Origin of the sequence: Roseovarius mucosus DSM 17069 (assembly GCF_000768555.3) — a bacterium.
In the GTDB taxonomy this organism is placed as follows: Bacteria; Pseudomonadota; Alphaproteobacteria; order Rhodobacterales; family Rhodobacteraceae; genus Roseovarius; species Roseovarius mucosus.
Genome location: NZ_KN293982.1, coordinates 1 through 21,165 on the forward strand (window position 1 = coordinate 1; position 21,165 = coordinate 21,165).

Annotated in this window: 14 protein-coding genes and 3 pseudogenes; 14 read left to right on the top strand and 3 right to left on the bottom strand. The window is 61.4% G+C overall.

Annotated features, from left to right (window positions below):
- Positions 1–241 precede the first annotated feature (241 nt).
- The 14 genes and pseudogenes from ROSMUC_RS14480 to ROSMUC_RS14545 all read left to right on the top strand — a co-directional run bounded on the left by ROSMUC_RS14480 (position 242) and on the right by ROSMUC_RS14545 (position 18,732).
- A complete protein-coding gene (locus tag ROSMUC_RS14480; RefSeq protein ID WP_037274664.1) occupies positions 242–826 on the top strand; it encodes an ANTAR domain-containing response regulator in 585 nt (194 codons plus the stop codon).
- A complete protein-coding gene (locus ROSMUC_RS14485; RefSeq protein WP_037274666.1) occupies positions 823–1,995 on the top strand; it encodes a CmpA/NrtA family ABC transporter substrate-binding protein in 1,173 nt (390 codons plus the stop codon). Before ROSMUC_RS14480 ends, ROSMUC_RS14485 begins: the two co-directional genes overlap by 4 nt.
- Before the next feature lie 267 nt (positions 1,996–2,262).
- On the top strand, positions 2,263–3,630 hold the full coding sequence (locus ROSMUC_RS14490) for a CmpA/NrtA family ABC transporter substrate-binding protein (protein WP_037274667.1): 1,368 nt from the start codon (positions 2,263–2,265) through the stop codon (positions 3,628–3,630).
- Positions 3,631–3,705: 75 nt separating this feature from the next.
- Entirely contained in the window at positions 3,706–4,782 is a 1,077-nt protein-coding gene (locus ROSMUC_RS14495; RefSeq protein ID WP_037274669.1) for an ABC transporter permease, read from the top strand.
- A gap of 5 nt (positions 4,783–4,787) precedes the next feature.
- A complete protein-coding gene (locus ROSMUC_RS14500; RefSeq protein WP_037274671.1) occupies positions 4,788–6,473 on the top strand; it encodes an ABC transporter ATP-binding protein in 1,686 nt (561 codons plus the stop codon).
- 4 nt (positions 6,474–6,477) lie between these two features.
- A pseudogene (gene nirB / locus ROSMUC_RS14505) lies at positions 6,478–8,911 on the top strand (nitrite reductase large subunit NirB).
- Entirely contained in the window at positions 8,908–9,237 is a 330-nt protein-coding gene (nirD, locus tag ROSMUC_RS14510) for a nitrite reductase small subunit NirD (protein WP_037274673.1), read from the top strand. The pseudogene nirB and the gene nirD overlap by 4 nt, the downstream one beginning before the upstream one ends.
- Positions 9,237–11,867 (top strand): nitrate reductase, encoded by a 2,631-nt coding sequence (locus ROSMUC_RS14515; RefSeq protein ID WP_037274675.1) that lies wholly within the window; start codon positions 9,237–9,239, stop codon positions 11,865–11,867. Before nirD ends, ROSMUC_RS14515 begins: the two co-directional genes overlap by 1 nt.
- A complete protein-coding gene (locus tag ROSMUC_RS14520; RefSeq protein WP_037274677.1) occupies positions 11,864–12,790 on the top strand; it encodes a glycosyl transferase family protein in 927 nt (308 codons plus the stop codon). The genes ROSMUC_RS14515 and ROSMUC_RS14520 overlap by 4 nt, the downstream gene beginning before the upstream one ends.
- Positions 12,791–12,803: 13 nt before the next feature.
- Positions 12,804–13,952 (top strand): siroheme synthase CysG, encoded by a 1,149-nt coding sequence (gene cysG / locus ROSMUC_RS14525; protein WP_037274747.1) that lies wholly within the window; start codon positions 12,804–12,806, stop codon positions 13,950–13,952.
- Positions 13,953–14,097: 145 nt separating this feature from the next.
- Positions 14,098–15,165 (top strand): annotated as a pseudogene (locus tag ROSMUC_RS14530) (ISKra4 family transposase); the annotation flags it as partial.
- 171 nt (positions 15,166–15,336) lie between these two features.
- The gene (locus ROSMUC_RS14535; RefSeq protein WP_146005695.1) at positions 15,337–16,965 is read left to right on the top strand and encodes a Mu transposase C-terminal domain-containing protein; all 1,629 of its coding nucleotides are present in this window, start codon (positions 15,337–15,339) and stop codon (positions 16,963–16,965) included.
- Positions 16,943–17,800: a TniB family NTP-binding protein gene (locus ROSMUC_RS14540; protein WP_245875192.1), complete on the top strand. Its 858-nt coding sequence runs from the start codon at positions 16,943–16,945 to the stop codon at positions 17,798–17,800. The genes ROSMUC_RS14535 and ROSMUC_RS14540 overlap by 23 nt, the downstream gene beginning before the upstream one ends.
- Positions 17,797–18,732 carry a TniQ family protein gene (locus tag ROSMUC_RS14545; RefSeq protein ID WP_075571747.1) on the top strand — a complete coding sequence of 312 codons (936 nt, stop codon included), beginning with the start codon at positions 17,797–17,799 and terminating at the stop codon, positions 18,730–18,732. The genes ROSMUC_RS14540 and ROSMUC_RS14545 overlap by 4 nt, the downstream gene beginning before the upstream one ends.
- Before the next feature lie 91 nt (positions 18,733–18,823).
- Here the strand turns inward: ROSMUC_RS14545 and tnpC are convergent.
- The 3 genes and pseudogenes from tnpC to tnpA form a co-directional block, all read right to left on the bottom strand.
- A pseudogene (gene tnpC / locus ROSMUC_RS14550) lies at positions 18,824–20,305 on the bottom strand (IS66 family transposase); the annotation flags it as partial.
- A 59-nt stretch (positions 20,306–20,364) separates the two neighbouring features.
- A complete protein-coding gene (gene tnpB, locus ROSMUC_RS14555; RefSeq protein ID WP_037274686.1) occupies positions 20,365–20,715 on the bottom strand; it encodes an IS66 family insertion sequence element accessory protein TnpB in 351 nt (116 codons plus the stop codon).
- Positions 20,712–21,122, bottom strand: a complete 411-nt coding sequence (gene tnpA / locus ROSMUC_RS14560) for an IS66-like element accessory protein TnpA (protein ID WP_037274688.1) — start codon at positions 21,120–21,122, stop codon at positions 20,712–20,714. The genes tnpB and tnpA overlap by 4 nt, the downstream gene beginning before the upstream one ends.
- Positions 21,123–21,165: the final 43 nt, after the last annotated feature.

Here is a 21,165-nt window from a genome sequence, read left to right on the forward strand (position 1 = left end):
GACGGAAGACTGTCAGCCCGACACCTCAATGCAGCTTGAACCCCAGATGCTTTCCACTCCCCAGTGACACGTGCTGTCGATCTGAAGCGTTGGCCATTGCTTGAAAACTGATCCTGGTAAACTGGGCTTTCGCCCATTTTATGGGCACACTGTTTGAGGTGGACATATTCTGTAAAGGAACCGTGTCCGTTTGATCGTCAATCAATTGCATCCTCCACAAGAACCATTGCAGTTCCAGATCATGAAAAACTCGATCCGAATTGTCGTCGTCGAACAGGACCGCGACAGAGCCTTGGCAATTGTTGACGCCCTGAAAGACGCCTGCGCCTGTGACGTCCTGGTTGTCGGCGATTCCAGTGGCCTGGAGCGGAAGATCGCGGGGTACGGCCCCGATATTGTCCTGATTGATATCGACAATCCGACCCGCGATATTTTAGAGGAACTGACCCTTGCCTCCGGGCCGCTGGAGCGTCCTGTGGCGATGTTTGTCTCGGGCAATTCCGATGGGCTGGCGGCAGCTGCCATTGAGGCGGGCGTTTCCGCTTATGTGGTTGACGGTCTGGCACCAGAGCGCCTCAAGCCCGTGATGGAGACCGCGATTGCGCGCTTTGCCATGGTGCGGCAGATGCGCAATGAATTGGCCGAGACGCGGCGTGCCCTGGAAGAGCGCAAGATCATTGATCGCGCCAAGGGACTGTTGATGAAGGCCAAGGGCATTGATGAAGATGCGGCCTATGCGCTCTTGCGCAAGACCGCCATGGATCGGGGGCGCCGGGTCGCCGATGTTGCGGAGGCGCTTGTGACGGCAGCGGGGCTTTTGGGATGACGCGGGTCACGGTTCCTGTCGCCTATATGCCGCTGGTTGATGCGGCCCCTCTGATTGTCGCGCAGGAGATGGGGTTTGCGCATGCCGAAGGTATTGCGCTTGATCTGATAGCCGCGCCGTCCTGGTCTTCGGTTCGCGATATGCTGGCGTTTGGGCGGGTTGATGCGGCGCATATGCTTTCACCTGTTCCCGTGGCCATGGCCATGGGGCTGGGCGGTGTGGCGACAGCGATGAGCGCGCTTTCGGTGCTGTCGGTCAATGGTAACGTCATCGGCGTGGGGAAACCGCTTGAGGACCGGCTCCGGTCCATCGGCTTTGAGTTTGATTTCGCAGATCCTGCGAAGGCCGCCCGTGCCTTGGCCGAGGTTCGGCAGGGGCCGATCACCTTTGGCGTGCCCTTCCCGTTTTCCATGCATGTCGAACTGTTGCGCTATTGGAGTGCTGCAACCGACCTTGGTGCTGATGGCATCGTGATCCGCACCGTGCCCCCACCGCTGATGGCGAACGCCTTGGCGGCAGGTGATATCGACGCCTTTTGCGTGGGTGAGCCGTGGGGTTCGGTGGCGGTGGAGCAGGGCGCCGGTGCGCTTTTGTTGCCCGGCGTCGCGATCTGGAGCTTTGCGCCCGAAAAGGTGTTGGCCGTGCGCACCGAGTGGGCCGAGACCGAGCCGGACCTCACGGGACGGCTGATGCGCGCCGTGTGGCGGGCCGGCCGCTGGCTCGCCGATCCTGATGCAAGGCTGACGGCCGCGACCCTGTTGTCGCGAAAATCCTATCTGGATCTTTCGCCCGAACTGATCGACCGGGCGCTGTCGGGGCATCTTGTGGTGTCGGACCGCGGCGAGCAGCGCCGGGTCGATGGCTTTTTGATGTTTCATCATGGTGCGGCGAATTTTCCCTGGCGCAGTCAGGCAAAGTGGATTGGCCAGCATCTTGCGCAATACCACGGCACTCGCACCAAAGCGGATATCGACGTCATAGCCAAGGTCTATCGCGCTGATCTGTACCGCATGCACATGGGCATGACCGGCAGTGACATGCCCGGCGCCTCCGAGAAAGTCGAAGGGGCGATTCTGCATGCGACCCCTGTGGCATCGGCGGGTGGTACGTTGACGCTCCTGCCCAATCGCTTTTTTGATGCACAGGTTTTTGACTTTCACCTGGATTGACCGTCGCTTTTTTGTGCAGATGAGAAAAGTGCCGGTGATCTGACACCTTTCCCCGCGAATTATATGGAAAGCTTTGCTGCGTTGCGGCATCGTTTGACCGTGCTCGCAACGATGTGAGCAAATCGAATTCCTCCCAGGATCGGGACACTCTGAGCAGGGCCGCTCACTCTCCGCCGGTATCATCCGGTGGTCAGTGTCGGCCCTATTTCTGTTCTTGTTCGGTCTTGTCTTTTTCCCGACAGACCGGGCGCTTTGAAAGGATACACCATGAGAAGGCTCCTTCTGAGCTTTGCCGCCACCACGGCTCTGGCCAGCCCGTCATTTGCCGAATTGCTTGATCTCGAAAAAGACGAACTGACCTTTGGCTTTATCAAACTGACCGATATGGCGCCGCTCGCGGTGGCCTATGATCAAGGCTATTTTCTTGACGAGGGATTGTTTGTCACGCTGGAGGCGCAGGCCAACTGGAAGGTGCTTCTGGATGGTGTGATCGACGGTCAACTGGATGGTGCGCATATGCTGGCCGGTCAGCCGCTGGCGGCGACGATCGGTTACGGGACGCAGGCGCATATCGTCACGCCCTTCTCGATGGACCTGAACGGCAACGGCATCACCGTGTCAAACAAGGTCTGGGAGATGATGCGCCCGCATATCCCGTCTATGGATGATGGCCGTCCACAGCACCCGATTTCCGCCAAGGCGCTGGTGCCCGTGATCGAGGACTACAACGCCAGAGGTGAGGCTTTCAACATGGGAATGGTGTTTCCCGTGTCGACCCACAATTATGAACTGCGCTACTGGCTGGCCGCCGGCGGCATCAATCCGGGGTTTTACAGCCCCGACAACATCTCGGGCCAGATCGAGGCGGATGTCTTTCTGTCGGTCACCCCGCCACCGCAGATGCCTGCCACGTTGGAGGCGGGGACGATCCACGGCTATTGCGTCGGCGAGCCGTGGAATCAGCAGGCGGTGTTCAAGGGGATCGGCGTGCCGGTCATAACCGATTACCAGCTGTGGAAGAACAATCCCGAAAAGGTCTTTGGTCTGACCGAAGAGTTCACCGAACAGAACCCGAACACAACGCTGGCCATCACCAAGGCATTGATCCGGGCCGCCATGTGGCTCGATGAGAACGACAATGCCAACCGCGCGCAAGCCGTGGAGATCCTCAGCCGCCCGGAATATGTCGGCGCGGATTACGAGGTGATCGCCAACTCGATGACCGGCTTTTTCGAATTCGAGAAGGGCGACAAGCGCGACATCCCGGATTTCAACGTGTTCTTCCGGTACAACGCGACCTATCCGTTCTATTCCGATGCGGTGTGGTATCTGACACAGATGCGCCGCTGGGGGCAGATAGACGAGGCCAAGCCGGACACCTGGTATGACGAGGTTGCCAAGTCGGTTTACAAGCCCGACATCTACCTTGAGGCGGCGCGTCTTCTGGTCGACGAAGGCCTGGCCAACGAGGCGGATTTTCCCTGGGACAGCGACGGCTACAAAGAACCGACGCCCGCGGCTGATATCATCGACGCCATTCCCTATGACGGGCGCGCGCCCAATGCCTATCTCGACAGCCTGCCGATCGGCCTGAAGGGCGAGCAGACGGTCGATGGCAATGAGGTCAAGGGCTGATCCGCGCCTGCAAACACGCTGTGCTCCGGGCTTGGCCCGGGGCCTTTCTCTCTCGCCGAGGAGGACATGTGAGACATGACAACCGTTGATCCCAATTTCACCGAAACAAAAGACCGCGAGGCGCGTCGCGCCCGGCTTTTTACCCGTATCAATGCGGCTGATAAATGGTTCCAGGTTCTGGGCCTGTCCTGGCTGACACCTGTTCTGAGGGCCGCAGCCGGCGACAACCCGACCGCGCAGTTGAAGGAAATCTGGCGGCTTCTGGCGGTTCCGGTCATCGCGATTGTCGTTTTCCTGATGCTCTGGGGCACGCTGGCGCCGAAAGTGCAGACATCGCTTGGTGCGGTTCCCGGACCTGCTCAGGTCTGGGCCGAGGCTGTCAACCTGCACGAGGATGCGCTGGCCAAGGCCGACAGCAAGGCCCGGTTTGACGCGCAGGTCGCGCAGTTGAACGAACGCCGTGTCCAACAAGGGCAGGAGCCGGTTGAGCGCGCATATACCGGGGCGCCGACGTATTACCAGCAGATCTGGACCTCTATTCAGACGGTGTTCTTTGGCTTCTTGATTGCAACGGTGGTCGCCGTGCCGCTTGGGATCGCCGCGGGTCTGTCGCCGATCGCCAATGCCGCGCTGAACCCGCTGATCCAGATCTTCAAGCCGGTCTCGCCGCTGGCATGGTTGCCGATCGTGACGATGATCGTCTCGGCGCTGGCGGCCTCCAATGACGGGGTCTTGGCCAAGAGCTTTGTCATTTCGGCGGTGACCGTGACGCTCTGTTCGCTTTGGCCGACGCTGATCAACACCGCCCTTGGCGTGGCGAGCATCGACAAGGATCTGGTGAACGTCTCGAAGGTGCTCAAGATGAACACCTGGACCAAGATCACCAAGCTGGTCCTGCCGTCGGCCCTGCCTTTGATCTTTACCGGTTTGCGTCTGTCGCTTGGCGTGGGCTGGATGGTGTTGATCGCGGCTGAAATGCTGGCGCAGAACCCCGGTCTGGGCAAGTTCATCTGGGACGAATTCCAGAACGGCTCCAGCTCCAGCCTCGCCAGGATCATGGTCGCGGTCCTGAGCATCGGCATCATCGGCTTCCTGCTGGACCGTGTGATGTATGCGCTGCAATCGCTCTTTACCTTTACGAACAACCGGTGAGCGCCATGGGGATTTTGACACTCGACAAGGTAAGCCAAAGCTATGGCACTGGTGCGCATGCCAGCCATGTGCTCAACGATATCAACCTGGACGTGCAGGAGGGCGAGTTCCTGGTTCTGCTCGGCTTTTCCGGGACAGGTAAGACGACGCTGATCAACCTGATGGCGGGGCTTGAAACGCCCGCCAAGGGCAAGGTCACCTTCAAGGGCGCGCCGATTACAGAGCCCGCCCCGGAACGCGGCGTGATTTTCCAAAACTATTCCCTGATGCCGTGGCTGACGGTGAACGGCAATGTCCGGCTGGCCGTTGACACGGTTTTCCCCGGTCTGTCGAAGGCGGAAAAGGCCGAGAAGGTCGCGCATTACATCAAGATGGTAGGGCTGAGCCACGCCGCCACGCGCCGTCCAGCAGAGTTGTCGGGCGGCATGCGCCAGCGGGTGAACGTGGCCCGCGCTCTGGCCATGAACCCGGAAATGCTGCTGTTGGACGAACCTCTCTCGGCGCTGGATGCGCTGACGCGGGCCAATCTTGCCGATGAGATCGAGGGCATCTGGCAGGCCGACAGGAAGACCTGCGTTCTGATCACCAATGACGTGGACGAGGCGATTATCCTCGCGGACCGCATCATCGCGCTGAACCCGGACGGCACGCTTGGGACAGAGTTCAAGGTGACCATTCCGCGCCCGCGCGACCGGACCCGAATGAACACGAACGAGACGTTCAAGCGTCTGCGTGCGGATGTGACCAAGTATCTGATGGAAGTCGGGATCGAGGCCAAGGTCGAGGGAACGCGGCATTTGCCGAACGTGACGCCGATCCACGGTGTGCCGGCAGCGGTCAAGGAGGCGCAGCACGGTCTGATCGAAAACCGGTTCCTCGATTTTTCTCAGCTGCACAAGGTCTATCCGACGTCGCAAGGGCCGCTGACGGTGGTAGAGAATTTTGATCTGAAGATCGACAGGGGCGAGTTCATTTCGCTGATCGGGCACTCGGGCTGCGGCAAATCCACGGTGCTGACCATGGCTGCCGGTTTGAACCCGATCTCAAAGGGGGCGATCAAGCTGGACGGGCGTCATGTGGAGGGGGCGGACCCTGAACGCGCGGTGGTGTTCCAGTCGCCGAACCTCTTCCCATGGCTGTCGGCGCGCGAGAACTGCGCCATCGGGGTCAACAAGGTATACCCGAAGGCGTCTCAGGCCGAACGGCAGGATGTGGTGGAGTACTACCTTGAACGCGTCGGTCTGAGCGATGCGATGGACAAGCCTGCCAGCGATATGTCGAACGGCATGCAGCAGCGCGTGGGGATCGCGCGGGCCTTTGCCCTGTCGCCGAAACTTCTGCTTCTGGATGAACCCTTCGGCATGCTCGACAGTCTTACCCGCTGGGAATTGCAGGAAGTGCTGATGGAGGTCTGGAGCAGGACCAAGGTCACGGCGATCTGTGTCACCCATGACGTCGACGAGGCGATCCTGTTGGCGGACCGGGTCGTCATGATGACCAACGGTCCGAAGGCCACCATCGGCAAGATCACCCATGTGAGTTTGCCGCGCCCGCGCACTCGCAAGGCCCTGTTGGAGCATCCTGATTACTATGCCTATCGTCAGGAGGTTCTTGATTTCCTTGAAGACTACGAACACGGGGCGACACCAAAGCCCAAACTCGCGGCCCCAAAGGCCGTCGCGGCGGAGTGAAGACATGACCCAGAAACTTGTTATCATCGGTGCCGGCATGGCGTCTGGCCGGGTCATCGAGACCCTGGTCGAGACCGCCCCCGACGTCTTCGACATCACGCTGTTCAACGCCGAGCCGCGGGGGAACTACAATCGCATCATGCTCAGTCCCGTCTTGTCTGGCGAGAAGTCGTACGAGGATATCGTCACTCATGGTGACGACTGGTACGCACAGCACCGCGTGACCTGCCGGTTCGGCGAGCATGTGGTGAAAATCGACCCCGAGAGGAAGGTCGTCGAAGGGCAAAACGGGCCTGTGTCCTATGACAAGCTGGTGATCGCGACCGGCTCGGCCCCCTTTATCATCCCGGTCCCCGGCAAGGATCTTCCGAGCGTCATCACCTACAGGGATCTCGACGATACCAACGCGATGATCGAGACCGCCGAGAAGGGGGGCACTGCCGTGGTCATCGGCGGTGGCCTGTTGGGTCTTGAGGCGGCGGCGGGGCTGGCCGAACGCGGCATGGCGGTCACCGTCGTGCATCTGATGGGGCATTTGATGGAGCGCCAACTGGATGAGGCCGCCGGATATCTGCTGCGCAAGGACCTGGAAAAGCGCGGCATCACGATCCGCACGCAGGCCTCGACCAAGGCGATCATCGGCAAGGACCGCGCCGAGGCGGTGGTTCTGGAAAGCGGTGAAAACCCTGTCTGCCGATCTGGTGGTCATGGCTGTCGGCATCCGCCCCGAGACGCGGCTGGCGACGGATGCGGGCCTTGACGTCGCGCGCGGGATCGAGGTGAGCGCGCAGATGCAGACCTCGGACCCCGATATCTTTGCCGTCGGCGAATGCGTGGAGTTCGATGGCACCCTGTTTGGCCTTGTCGCGCCGCTTTACGATCAGGCGAGGGTTCTGGCCCGCACGCTTCTGAACGAGCCCGACGCCTTTGTCGTGAAGGATACCGCGACCAAGCTCAAGGTAACGGGCTGTGATCTGTTCAGCGCCGGGGACTTTGCCGAAGCCGAGGGTCGCGAGGACATCGTGCTGCGCGATCCCGGCAGAGGCATCTACAAGCGGCTGGTGATCGAAGATGACCGGCTGATCGGTGCGGTCATGTATGGCGATACCGCCGATGGCAACTGGTTCTTCGGTCTGATCAAGGATGAGACCGACATCTCGGAGATGCGCGAGACGCTAGTCTTTGGCCCGGCCTATCAGGGGGGTGCCTCTGCGGACCCTCTCTCAGCCGTTGCAGCATTGCCGCGTGATGCGGAGATTTGTGGCTGCAACGGCATATGCAAGGGCACCATCGTGGATGCAATCGAAGGCGGCGCAGCCGATCTGGGCGCGGTGCGGGCCACAACCAAGGCCAGCGCGTCCTGCGGGACCTGCACCGGGCTGGTGGAACAATTGTTGCAGGTCACGCTTGACGATGATTTTCAGATGCCTGCCGCGCAGCCGATCTGCGGCTGCTGTGATCTGACACATGAGGATCTGCGCCGCCTGATCAAATCGAAGCCGTTGAAATCGCAGGACGCGGTCTGGCAAGAGCTTGGCTGGACGACCCGCAATGGCTGTCATGTCTGTCGCCCGGCGGTGAATTTCTACCTGCTCGCCGACTGGCCGCTGGAGTATCGGGACGACCCGCAAAGCCGCTTCGTGAATGAACGCAAGCACGCCAATATCCAGAAGGACGGCACGTTTTCGGTGGTGCCGCGCATGTGGGGCGGCATCACCAACCCGCGCGAGTTGCGCGCCATCGCCGACGCGGCGGACAAGTACAACGTGCCCACTGTGAAGGTCACCGGCGGCCAGCGGATCGACCTGCTGGGTGTCAAGGGCGAGGATCTGCCGCATATCTGGGCGGATCTGAACAGGGCCGGGATGGTGTCCGGGCACGCCTATTCCAAGGGGCTGCGCACGGTAAAGACCTGTGTCGGCACCGATCACTGCCGCTTTGGCACGCAGGACAGCACCGGGCTTGGCATCAAGCTCGAACAGATGTTGTGGGGGTCGTGGACGCCGCACAAGGTCAAGCTGGCGGTGTCGGGCTGCCCGCGAAACTGTGCCGAGGCGACCTGCAAGGATGTCGGCATCATCTGTGTCGACAGCGGGTATCAGGTCGGTGTTGCCGGTGCCGCTGGAATGGATTTGAAGGAAACCGAGCGTTTGTGCGATGTCGCGACAGAGCAGGAGGCCATCGATGTGACGGTCGCCTTTATCCAGCTTTATCGTGAAAACGCCAGATACCTCGACCGGCCTTACAAATGGGTGGCCAAGGTCGGGCTTGATTGGGTCAAGGGCCGCGTCGTTGACAATCTGGACGAGCGCGCGCGATTGATCGCGGCGTTTGAACTGTCGCAGTCGATCTACCGCAGGGACCCCTGGGCAGACCACGCCAAGCGGGTCGAGGCCTATCAGCCGCTAGCCGACCTGACATTGGAGGCCGCAGAATGAGCTGGATCGATATTGGCCCGGTGAGCGACATCCCCCTGCGCGGGGCGCGCAAGATCAAGACGGCGCAGGGGTGTGTCGCGGTGTTTCGCACCGGCCCCGATGAGGTTTTTGCCGCCACCGACAGCTGCCCCCACAAGGGCGGGCCGCTTTCCGAAGGGATCGTGCATGGGCAATCAGTCACCTGTCCGTTGCACAACTGGGTGTTTGACCTGAACACGGGTCAGGCCCGAGGCGAAGACGCGAGCATTACCACCTTTCCCGTGCAGGTCCGCGAGGGCCGCGTCTGGATCGACGGTGCCAGCCTTGCGGCGCGGAGTGCCGCGTGATGGACGGCAGCGGTCTTCCCGAAACGCGCTCGACCTGCCCCTATTGCGGGGTAGGGTGCGGGGTCTTGTTGCGCCCGGACGGGCAGGGCGGTCTGGCGGTGCGGGGCGATCCCGAGCATCCGGCGAATTTTGGCAGGCTTTGTTCCAAAGGCTCGGCGCTTGGTGAAACCGTGGGGCTGGGTCACCGGCTGCTCACCCCGCGCGTGGCGGGCAAGGACACGGATTGGTCGGGCGCGCTGCAGCTGGTGGCCGACAGGTTCACCCGGACCATCGCGGCGCACGGGCCGGACAGTGCGGCCTTTTACGTCTCTGGTCAGATGCTGACCGAGGATTACTACATCGCCAACAAGCTGATGAAAGGCTTCATCGGCTCGGCCAATATCGATACCAATTCGCGGCTGTGCATGGCGTCATCGGTTGCCGGGCACAAACGCGCCTTCGGCAGCGATACGGTGCCCGGCACCTATGAGGATATTGACGCGGCTGATCTTGTGGTGCTGGTCGGATCGAACCTGGCCTGGTGCCACCCGGTGCTGTATCAACGCCTGCTTGCGGCCCGCAAGGCGCGCGGCACCAGGATCGTCGTGATCGATCCGCGCCGCACCGCAAGCTGCGACGAGGCAGACATGCATCTGGCGCTGCAACCCGGATCAGATGTGGCGCTGTTCAATCGCCTGTTCATCACGCTTTGGCAAGGCGGGGCGCTGGACAAGGATTTTATACGCCATACCACCGGATTCGATGCTGCGCTGCAGGCGGCGCAAAACGACCCGAGCGCGCCGATTGGCCTGGCCGAGGCGGATATCGCCGCCTTTTGCGCGCTTTGGATGCGCACCGAAAAGGTTGTCACCATCTATTCCCAAGGGGTCAATCAATCGACCTCTGGCGCGGATAAGGTGAATGCGATCCTCAACTGTCATCTGGTCACGGGCCGGATCGGCAAGCCGGGATGCGGACCGCTGTCAGTCACCGGCCAACCAAACGCCATGGGCGGGCGCGAGGTGGGCGGGCTGGCAAATATGCTGGCCTGTCATCTTGACCTTGAAAACGCCGATCACCGGTCTGTGGTGCGCGGCTTCTGGGGGTCAGGACCGTTGCCAGAGGCGCCGGGACTCAAGGCGGTCGATATGTTCCGCGCGGTGGGTGACGGCCGGATCAAGGCGCTCTGGATCATTCACACCAACCCGGCCGTGTCGATGCCCGAGGCCGATGCCGTGCGCGATGCGATTGCCGCATGCCCCTTTACGGTGGTCAGTGACATCACCGATCAGACCGACACGGCGCGGTTGGCCGATGTGCTGTTGCCGGCAACCGCCTGGGCCGAGAAAGACGGCACCGTCACAAACTCGGATCGCACCATCAGTCGCCAGCGCCGGGTTCTGCCAGCGCCGGGGCAGGCGCGCCCGGATTGGGACATCCTTGCCGAGGTTGGTCGCCGCATGGGGTTCGAGGCGGTCTTTGATTTCGCCAGTGAGGCCGAGATTTTCCGTGAATATGCAACCCTGTCGGGCCTTGCCGGTCAGATGGGTCGGGATTTTGATATCTCGGCGCTCTCAACGCTGTCGGACGTAGCGTATAACGACCTTTCCCCTCAGCGATGGCCGCTGACGCGGGCGCGCAGCGGAGGACGCTTTTTCGCCGATGGGCAATTCTTCACGCCGGATGGCAAGGCTCGATTGCTGCCGGTGTCATGCAGACCGCCCGCCGCCAGAACCGAGCCGCGCTATCCCTTCCGTCTCAACACCGGGCGGCTGCGCGATCAGTGGCACACCATGACCCGCACCGCGCTCAGCCCGCGCCTGTCGGCGCATCTGGCGGAACCCTTTGTGGATATTCATCCGCAAGATGCAGAGCGATTGAGCCTTGCGCGGTCGGATCTGGTCACGCTGCAAAGCCCTCATGGCCGCGCGATCCTGCGCGCCCGGATCACCGATGCGGTGCAGGTCGGACAGGTCTTTGCCCCGATGCACTGGACCGGGGAAACAGCGCCTTCGGCCCGAATTGACGCGCTGGTGGCCGCGGCCTGCGATCCGGTTTCTGGACAGCCGGAGAGCAAGGCGAGCGTGGTCGCGCTCGCCCGGTTTGACGCCGCGTGGTATGGTTTTGCGGTGGCGCGTGATCCAATGGTGCTGAGCAGCGATTACTGGGCCCTTGCCCGCACGAGCCGGGGTTACCGGGCCGAGCTTGCGGGAGTTAGGGCGATTGCAGATTGGGAGGTCGAGGCCCGGCGTCTGTTTGGTGCCCCCGACGCGCGGCTGGTCAGCATGCTTGACGCAAAAGCCGGCAATGCGCGGATCGTGCTCTATCAGGACGGGGTGATGATCGGAGCGCTGTTTGTCGCCGCGACGCCCGTCGCTGTCATGCGCGACTATCTTGCGACCTTGCCCGGGACCGACAGCGCGGGCGCGATCACGGGGCGCACGCCGCCCGATGTGGCCGATCCGGGGTCGGTTCTGTGCTCGTGCTTCGGGGTCGGGGTCAACAGCATCGTGACGACGATTGAGACCCAAGGGTTGATCTCTGTCGAGCAGATTGGCGCGGCTCTCGGCGCGGGGACGAATTGCGGTTCCTGCCGCCCCGAACTTGCGGACCTGCTGAACCGCGTGCGCGCGCGTGAGGCTGCGGAATGAGCCTGGCCGATCATGTCCGGACACTGGGCCGGGGGCCGGGGCGTGCGCGGGGCTTGACGCAGGACGAGGCGGCGGACGCCATGCGCCTGATGCTGCGCGGTGATGCAGCACCAGAAGCAGTGGGCGCCGTGCTGATGTTGCTCCGCATGAAAGGCGAAACCGCCGAGGAAATCGCCGGGTTCGCGCGTGCGGCGCAGATCGCCTTGCCTGCCTTGCCGAACGCCGATCTGGACTGGCCAAGCTATGCTGCGGGCCGCACCCGGGGGGCCCCGTGGTTTCTATGCGCCGCGCGGCAGGTGGCGGATGTGGGGCACCGCGTCCTATTGCATGGCTGGAACGGCAACGACCCAAAGGTGCGCGCGGGATTGGCGGGGGTCGGCATCGGGATCGCGACCGACCCCGATCATGCTGCATCCCTGCTGGAGCGTGACCGGATTGCCTATTTGCCGCTTGAAACCTTCCATCCGGCGCTGTTTCGCATCTTGAATCTGCGTGAGGTTCTGGGGCTGCGCTCTTGCATCAACACCGTGTGCCGCATGCTGAACCCGGCCGCCGCGCCGGCCAGCGTGCAAGGCGTGTTTCACCCGTCCTATCGGCTTTTGCAGGCGGATGCCGCGAGGCTTCTGGGGTGGGATGCACTGAGCGTCATCAAAGGCGGCGGGGGCGAGTTTGAACGGCACCCGGCCAAGGCCATTTCGGCCTTCGGCCTGCGCGGCGGTGTCGCCTGGGACGACGTGTTGCCTGCCCTCTTACCCGAAACCCGACGCCTGTCCGAGCCTTCGGGTGAAACGCTCGACCCACGATGGGCCACGCAATCGCCCGACGTCTTTGAACGCGCTGTGGTGGCAGGGACGGCGGCAGCCGCCTTTGACACGCTTGGTGCGCGTTCGGCGCCTGATCAGACCTCACAAACCGCTGCCTGAGAAGGGGACGCCCATGAAAGCCTTTCCAATGTTCATTCGCACCACCGGGCGCAAGGTGGTGATTGTCGGCGGCGGCGAACAGGCCGCGCAAAAAGCGCGCCTGCTGCTCAAGACCGATGCGGATCTGGTTCTTGTGGCCCCACGGCTTGAGGATGAACTGCAAGGTATCGTGAAGGATGGCCGCGCGCAGCTGATCACAACCCTCTCGGCAGAGGTTTTTGCAGGGGCGGCCATGGTTTTCATCGGCACCGGTTGCCCTGCCTTCGACGCCGCGGCCCATGGAATTGCCAAAGCCTCGGGCTGTCTGGTGAACGTGGTCGATCAACCGGAGCTGTGCGATATGACCACCCCGGCCATTGTAGACCGTGATCCGATCGTTGTGGCCATCGGCAGTGAAGGCACAGCCCCCGTTCTGACCCGCGACATCAAGACACGGCTCGAGGAACTGCTGCCGATGAACATCGGCGGGCTTGCCGCGCTCGCGGGGCGTTTACGTCCTGGCGTCACACGCAAAGTGCCCCGCGACCAGCGCCGCGCCTTCTGGGCCTGGGTTTTCAAGGGGGAGGCGCGGGATCAATGGAGCCGCGGCGCGGAACGCGATGCGGCGCGTGCGATCAAACGGGCGATTGTCGCGGGCGGCCCGCCGTTGCGATCCGGAAAAGGGCAGATTGCGCTGGTGGGGGCAGGCCCCGGTGCCCGCGATCTGTTGACCCTGCGCGCGGTCGAACGGCTGCAAGAGGCGGATGTGGTGTTTTACGACAGGCTGGTCGACGTGGAAGTGCTTGAGCTCGCCCGCCGCGACGCAGAACGCGTCTATGTGGGCAAGGACGTCGGTGCACATGCTTGGCCGCAGGACAAGATCAGCAGGGTCATCCTGGCCGAAGCGTTGAAGGGCAAACGGGTCGTGCGCCTGAAGTCGGGCGATCCCGGTATCTTTGGCCGGGCGACCGAAGAGATCGCGGCCGCGCAGGCCGCCGGTGTGCCCGTTGAACTGGTTCCAAGCGTCACCGCTGCCTCGGTCGCAGGGGCAGCGCTTCGTCAAAGCCTGACCGAGCGTGGCGTCGCCGATACCTTTGTCATTGCCACCATATCGGGCTGTTCAGACAATCCCTTGCCGGATTGCACACGGTTGACCGGCCCCGGAACGACCACGGCCTTCTGAATGTCGGTGAGGCGCGCGGCACGCATTTCGCAACGGCTCATTCAGCACGGTTGTCACTGTACCCCAATTGATCAGAATCTTGCGGGAGTGGGCAAAACCTGTGGGTGTCTGTGTATGCTAGTGGTTCATTGAGAGGGGAACTACCATGGACATGCGGATTATTGTCGAGACGACTTTCGAGAACGGAACCACAAAGAGGCATCGTCTCGGCCGTCTATCCCGCCCGTTTCGGCGCACTCAGCCTGAGGGGTTCGGGTTATTGCTCGAAGATGCGAAGACCATCCTGGGGCAATTGCAGAATGCGATCCTGCGTGACCAGATCGAGGAAATTTCCGAAGCCAGCAGAATCTGTCCGGACTGCGACGGGGTCCGGGCTATACATGATTATCGGTCGCGGGTGCTCGACACGCTTTTCGACAGGTTCGAGGTCAAAGCGCCGCGCATTCGCCGGTGCGCCTGCAATGCAAAATCCGATGTTGTCTTGGGCGGACCGCTTTCGCCTCTCGCTGACTATTTTCCGGATCGATCGACCCCGGAACTGCGACGCCTTCAAGCCGAACTTGGGGCGCGTCATTCCTTCCGGGAAGCGGCGCGTATCCTGGAAACCTTCCTGCCTTGCGCGAAGCAGGTGAATACATCGGTGCGCAATCGACTGGGCAAAGTTGCCCGGGAAATCTGCGATAGCGAGCAGACTGAACCGTTGGTTCCTTCAGCCGCCAAAGAGGCGCCTGCGTTGACGGTTTTCCTGGATGGTGCGCATATCCGATGCAGGCCGGAATAGCAGAAGCGACACCTCGATGTTGTGGTGGGCAAGATCGAAAGCCACGATAGGTACCGTCGCTTCGGCCTAGTGCAACAGGCGGTCCTGTCACCTGCCAGTCAACTTCGCCAGGACTTGAGGGCTCTCGGTTGGGATTACGAACAAACCGTCACGGTAATTTCGGACGGGGAACCAGCCCTGCCAAACCTCGTCCGCAATGCCGTCGGTAGAAAGGTCCGCCACATCCTCGACTGGTGGCATATCTCGATGCGTATTCAGCACGTCGAGAACGCCGTAAAAGGCCTGCTGCAGAGCAGGGGTTCCTCCGGCATTCCAGTGCTGTTCAAACGTCCAGCCGAAACGCTGCGATGGTACCTTTGGCATGGAAAAGTTCTAACGGCCACGACCAGTCTGCAATGGTTAATGGTCGATTGCGCGCGGCTAGTTACAGATGTGTCATTGTTCCCTAATTAATCAGAATCCGGCCTGAAATTGTCCCATGGAATCAATAGTGATTTGTACCCTTAATTTTAATATTGTACCGTTAATTACCATACTGTACCCTTAATTGCCGTACGGTCGGAACTGTGGATAAATGTCGGCCTATTGGGGCAGGGGATTGACGTGGTCAGCGAACGTCTTGCGAAACACCGTGCAGCGGTTCTGCGTCCGATCCTAGAGCTTGAGAAGAGAGGTAAGCCGATTAGCGCTGCTATCGGAGATGCCGCTTGGGAACTGGGCTTGGCGAAAAGTCACACATGGTCGCTCTACCGGCGCCTGAGAGAGAACGATGCACGTGCCACGGCGTTGGAGTTGGACCGTCGCGGTCCGAAACGTGGGTCGAAACGGATTCCCCAAGACGTCGAAATCATCATCGATGAGAGTCTGCGAAGATACTATCTCGTCCGCGAGCGTTCGAGCTTTCTTCGCATCTGGCGTGAGATTCGTGCCGAGTGCGAGGCGAAGGGGTTTCAGCCGCCGACCCGGAGAACGGTGAAAGCCCGTCTAGACGCTATGGATCAGCGAGAGGTCTTCCGGAAACGGCGCGGGGCAGAGGAGGCGGACAAGGTTTTTGCCGCGCGTCCTGGCCGCTTTGAAGTTTCAGCCCCGCTGGAAGTCGTTCAGATTGATCATACAACTTCAGACATCACGTTGGTCGATCACGTCAATCGACGGCCGCTTGTGCGCCCCTACATGACGGTTGCTATTGATGTTGCGACCCGAATTGTTCTCGGGGTCTATGTCACTTTTGACGAGCCGTCTGTCTTGTCGATCGCACTGTGTCTCGATCACTGCGTGCGCCGAAAATCGGTGCACGTGCCAGGAACACTGGAAGAGGTGGTTTGGCCGACGGCCGGCATTCCGAAGGCGATCCACGTTGACAATGCGCAGGAGTTCCACAGCGACGCCTTCAAAATGGCCTGCGAAGATTGGGGCATTGCTATCGAGTATCGTCCGCTCGGCGGCAAACACTACGGCGGCCATGTCGAGCGTCTGATCGGAACGACCATGGGTGCCGTTCATGTGCTGCCCGGGACCACTCAGTCCTCTATCGTAGAGAAGGGTGACTATGATAGCGAGAAACACGCGGCCCTGACCCTGGCCGAGTTCGAGGATTGGCTTAATCTGGAAATCTGCCGCTACCACAACACGGTTCACGAAGCCCTCGGGCGAACGCCTCTTGCGGCATGGGCGGAAATGGGCGGTGATACTGCGGGACGGCAGGTTGTCGATGTCGATGCCTTTCGGACAAGCTTCCTGCCCTTTGAATGGCGCCGGCTCGGGCGCACCGGGATCACGCTCTTCGGGGTGCATTATTGGAGCGATGTCTTTGCGTCATTGGTCGGACGCGGGCAAGGCAAGGTACAGGTGAAATACGATCCACGAGACCTGTCGCAAGTTTGGGTCATCACCGATGATGGACGCGTGATCCCGGCACGCTACCGGGATCTCAGCCACCCGCGCATATCGCATTGGGAAAGTCGGCGGGCGCGGAAAGAATGGCAAGACAAGCATGGGGGGCAGATCAATGAGCGGGTCCTGTTCCAGTTGATCGATGCGCAACGGCGGCTGGCTGAGGCAGCACGCCAAAAGACAAGGGCTGCCCGGCTGGAAAATGAAAGAGGTGCTCGGCTTCCCCGGCACCAACCGCGCCGTGATCCGTCGCGCGAAATGTTCGCGATCGATACAGGCAACCCTGATCTGCCAACCTATGAGATAGATGAGTTTAATGACCCCAGACGAAAGAATTGACCGTATCCGCGGTGACCACTGGATCGCGTTCGACCGTGCCACGATCGTTCTCAACCGATTAACGTCCCTAATGGAAATGCCGCAACAAAGCCGGATGCCCGGCCTGATGGTCTATGGAAGTTCCGGCATCGGCAAGACGATGATCGCCAAGCGCATGGCAAGCAAGTATCCGACGCAGTACAACGCAGAACTGGGCGCCACGAAAACACCCATCCTGCTGGTTCAGGCGCCTCCCGCGCCTGATGAGCGAAGGTTCTATCAGCACATTCTGGCGACGGTCGGAGCGCCGATGTGGGGAAGGCATACCGTGTCCGAGCTTGAGGTGCGCGCGCTCAGTCATCTTCGCGACATGGACCTGAGGATGTTGATGATTGATGAGGTACACAATCTGCTTGCTGGCAGCTACCGGGAGCAACGTCGTTTCCTGAACATGCTCCGGTTCCTCGCAAATGATCTGTGCGCTTCGCTTGTCGTCTTTGGCGTCAACGAGGCCCTCGAGGCGGTTCGGGGAGACGACCAATTGGCCCGACGACTGGACGAACACTATCTGCCGCTCTGGGATGATGACGTGGAGTTCTCTCGCCTGATCCAGACTCTGATCGCGGCGATGGTGCTTGAGCAACGCTCAAGCTTGACGGTGGCGTCTCTTAGGACGATCCTGAAAGTGACCGGCGGAGTTACCTCGCGCGTGTTCATCATGATCAAGTCACTGGCAATTGATGCGATCGAGACCGGAGAAGAGCGAATCACTGACGAGGCGGTTCAGGCCTGGCAACCGGTTTGGACGAAGCACGCCTGGAACATCCCTCGCCAGCCCGCCGCTGCATTCGGGTGACCGTCAGACCGCTACCTTTTCGACCACCGCCTGCACGCGATGAGCTTCTGTCCAGTTGGATCGGGCGATTGGCGAAGGCCAATCACTGCTCCGCTGAAGAACTTTGCGGCTATCTCGGATTGGGGCAGGGCAGGGTGCCGGAGCATATCAACGATCTCGGACAAGTAGACTGGACCCGCCTCTGCTCGGCAGTTCAACGGACCCGGGATGAGATCGCCGCCATGTCCCTGCCGGATACGGTGCATCATGCCGTGCGATACGTGTCGCGACATGACTTTCAGCATTGTCCGGGGTGCACGGAGCAAACTCCCGATCTCGCTCTTCGTCATTGGCGCTTCGCGTGGTCGCTGACCTGCGAGACCTGTGGTCAGTCCCTCGCTGCAAAATATCCAGCCGGGGCTGTATCAGAGCGGCTACTTGCGCGCGCTGCACGCGGCGCGCAGGCCCTGGAAACGGCTGTAGTGAATAACAATCTCCGGCGGTTGCGTCGGATGGAACTGACCCTGCATGTCGTATCGATGCTGGACGTCGGTCGATCAGCATCCGTCATCTCCGCAAATGAGCGCGAAAGATCGATAGCGCTCGCCGCGGTCGATGTCGGCAAGACCCGTCCCTTGTTGGGGGCCGCCATCATCTTGAGAGCAAACGATCGTACGGTTAGGGGGCTGCGCCGCGCCTTTCCGAAGCATGGTCGGGTGATCGAACGGATACGTGCAATGTCGCATGCCCTCGACCGGCGGCTTCCGGGGCGATGGGAAACCGAGCATCCGACTGGGCAGAAAACATATGGAACGAGCCGCCCAAGTGCATCCGAGAGCGCTCTGCAGGCAGCTCGTCAGGCCATCTCCGAACTTGGAACCGAGGCAGATCGTCAAGTGCTTCTGGCGCGGGCCGATGCAATCTGGAAGCGCTCAGGCGGCATCGAAAGCTGAAGCGAGTTGCCTGTGGATATATTGTAATTAAGGGTACAAAAACGTCCCAAAATGCTCCAAATCCGCAGAATCTGATTAATTAGGGTACAGTTACATTTGCGGAGCCGATCAGGGAATACATGAAGGCGGCGCGCTGCCCGCCGCGCTCGGACCTCGCGAAGAGCCAGGACTTCCTTCCGAGGGCCACGCCGCAGAGGGATCTTTCGGCGGCATTGTTGGTCAGGCAGACACGGCCATCCTCAAGGAACCGCGCGAAGCTCGACCAATGGTTTGGCGATAGCAGGTAATCAATCGCCTTGGCGACCTTGGCGTGTTTCGATAGCAACGCCCGTTCGCCGCGCAGCCAGGTTTCCAGATCCTCGACCAGCGGGGCCGACAGGCGTTGTCGCGCCTCACACCGCTCGTCGGGGGATTTGCCGTTGATGTCGCGCTCGATCTCGAACAGGGCGTCGATACGCTTCACCGCCTCGAAAGCGATCGGCGAGATCTCCTTGGGCGACTTGCCCTTCCGGATGTTGCTTTCGACATCCGCGAGTTCGAAGAACTTGCGGCGTGCATGGCTCCAGCAGAGCGCGGATGTCACCGGTCCGGGCGAGCGCTTTTGATCGTAAAGCTGGTTATATCCGGCATAGGCGTCAGCTTGCAGGATGCCCTGCCAGCCCATCAGATGCCCGGTCGGATGCTCGCCGCCCCGGTCGCGGGAGAAGCGGAAGGTCACCGCCGGTGGGGCGGCACCGCCAAAAGGGCGATCATCGCGGACATAGGTCCAGAGCCGGGCCGTCTTCGTGCCACCGCGGGCGAGCAAGGGGACCGTCGTGTCATCGCCGTGCAATCGCCCGGCGGCCATCACATGCGCCTCGATCAGCGCATGCAGCGGCGTCAGCAACTCGGTCACCGCGCCCACCTGGTCGGCGAGCGTGGACAGGCTCAGATCCACGCCTTCTCGGGCATAGCGGTCGGCCTGGCGGTTCAGCGGCTGGTGCTGGCCGAACTTCTCGAACACGATCATCGCGAGCAGGCTGGGACCAGCCCAGCCGCGCGGGATCGGGTGGAACGGGGCGGGCGGCTGGCTGATCTTCTCGCAATCGCGACACGTGAACTTCTCGCGGACGGTCTGGATCACCTTCCACTGCCGTGGCACCACCTCCAGCGTGTCGGTGATGTCCTCGCCCATCTTCACGATCCGGTCTGACCCGCAGCATGCACAGGCGGTTGGCGCCTCGACGACCACCCGTTCGCGCGGCAGATGCTCGGGGAAAGGCTTCTTCACCGGCTTGCGCCGCTCGAAGCTGCGAACCTTCGTCGCCTTCTCCTCCGCCTGCTCGGCGCGGATGGCGTCCTCCGCCGCAGCGGTTTCAAGTTCCTCGAGCTGCAACTCGAGCTGGTCGATCAGCCGGGCGGTGCGTTCGGCGCTGCGGCCATACTTGTCGCGCTTGAGCATGGCGATCTCGAGCTTGAGGCCCGCGATCAGCGCCTCGGACGCCGACACAACGGCGTTCGAGCGGGCCAGTTCGGACCTCAAAGCGGCCAGTTCGGCGCGCAGTTTCTCGAGCTCGGAGGCGGCATCTGACATGGTCACAATCTACCATCCGGTTTACGAATGCCCATGCAAAACAGGGCTATAAGCGCGTTTTACCCAACCTTTGCAGGGCGTTGTGTCCAACGCGGATTGCGCCAGTCAATTCCTTCCAGAAGATAACCGAGCTGGGCTGCGGAGATCTGAACCGCGTCGCCCGTGCGACTGACGGGCCAGATGAATTTACCTGCCTCGAGGCGTTTCAGATAGAGAGATGTGCCGACCCCATCATGCCATAAAATCTTGACCAGGTCGCCCTTGCGCCCTCGGAAGCAGAATATCTCCCCGGCATGAGGATCGCGCCCGAGGCCTTGCTGGACCTGCAATGCAAGGGTGTTCATGCCACGCCGCATGTCGGTGACGCCACCCGCCATCCAGACCTTCACGCCCGCCGGAAACGCGATCATTGACCGTCCACCACTGACAGGATCCGGGCAAGCGCTTCCGGGTCGACCAAGATGGGCACGATAAGCCGACGACCATTGGGCAGAGCAATCTCCACCTGCGAGTTCCGGGAGAGATCAGGGAGATCAACAGGCCCAGGCTGGGAGGCCGCGATGTCCTTCGTCACGGTTACCGGTGTGAAGGATATCGGGCGGGGCGCTCCCAGCTCACCGTTGCGATACTGTCGACGCCAGGTCGTCAACAGCGACCGGCACATGCCATGCCGCCGCGCCGTAGCTGCCACTTGCCGGTGGCCGACAAAACTTTCCTCTACGATCCGGAGCTTGTCCTCATCCGACCACTGCCGACGACGAATGCCATCGGCCGCGGAAAGAACTTCGATTTGAGGGCGAGAAATGAAATCGGACATAAGGTCGGACTTATCATCGGATCGTCGCCGAAGTCAGACGGCC

Coding starts and splice junctions, on each gene's coding strand:
- ROSMUC_RS14480 (WP_037274664.1), top strand. CDS start 242: ATGAAAAACTCGATCCGAATTGTCGTCGTCGAACAGGACCGCGACAGA.
- ROSMUC_RS14485 (WP_037274666.1), top strand. CDS start 823: ATGACGCGGGTCACGGTTCCTGTCGCCTATATGCCGCTGGTTGATGCG.
- ROSMUC_RS14490 (WP_037274667.1), top strand. CDS start 2,263: ATGAGAAGGCTCCTTCTGAGCTTTGCCGCCACCACGGCTCTGGCCAGC.
- ROSMUC_RS14495 (WP_037274669.1), top strand. CDS start 3,706: ATGACAACCGTTGATCCCAATTTCACCGAAACAAAAGACCGCGAGGCG.
- ROSMUC_RS14500 (WP_037274671.1), top strand. CDS start 4,788: ATGGGGATTTTGACACTCGACAAGGTAAGCCAAAGCTATGGCACTGGT.
- nirD (WP_037274673.1), top strand. CDS start 8,908: ATGAGCTGGATCGATATTGGCCCGGTGAGCGACATCCCCCTGCGCGGG.
- ROSMUC_RS14515 (WP_037274675.1), top strand. CDS start 9,237: ATGGACGGCAGCGGTCTTCCCGAAACGCGCTCGACCTGCCCCTATTGC.
- ROSMUC_RS14520 (WP_037274677.1), top strand. CDS start 11,864: ATGAGCCTGGCCGATCATGTCCGGACACTGGGCCGGGGGCCGGGGCGT.
- cysG (WP_037274747.1), top strand. CDS start 12,804: ATGAAAGCCTTTCCAATGTTCATTCGCACCACCGGGCGCAAGGTGGTG.
- ROSMUC_RS14540 (WP_245875192.1), top strand. CDS start 16,943: ATGACCCCAGACGAAAGAATTGACCGTATCCGCGGTGACCACTGGATC.
- tnpB (WP_037274686.1), bottom strand. CDS start 20,715: ATGATCGCGTTTCCGGCGGGCGTGAAGGTCTGGATGGCGGGTGGCGTC.
- tnpA (WP_037274688.1), bottom strand. CDS start 21,122: ATGTCCGATTTCATTTCTCGCCCTCAAATCGAAGTTCTTTCCGCGGCC.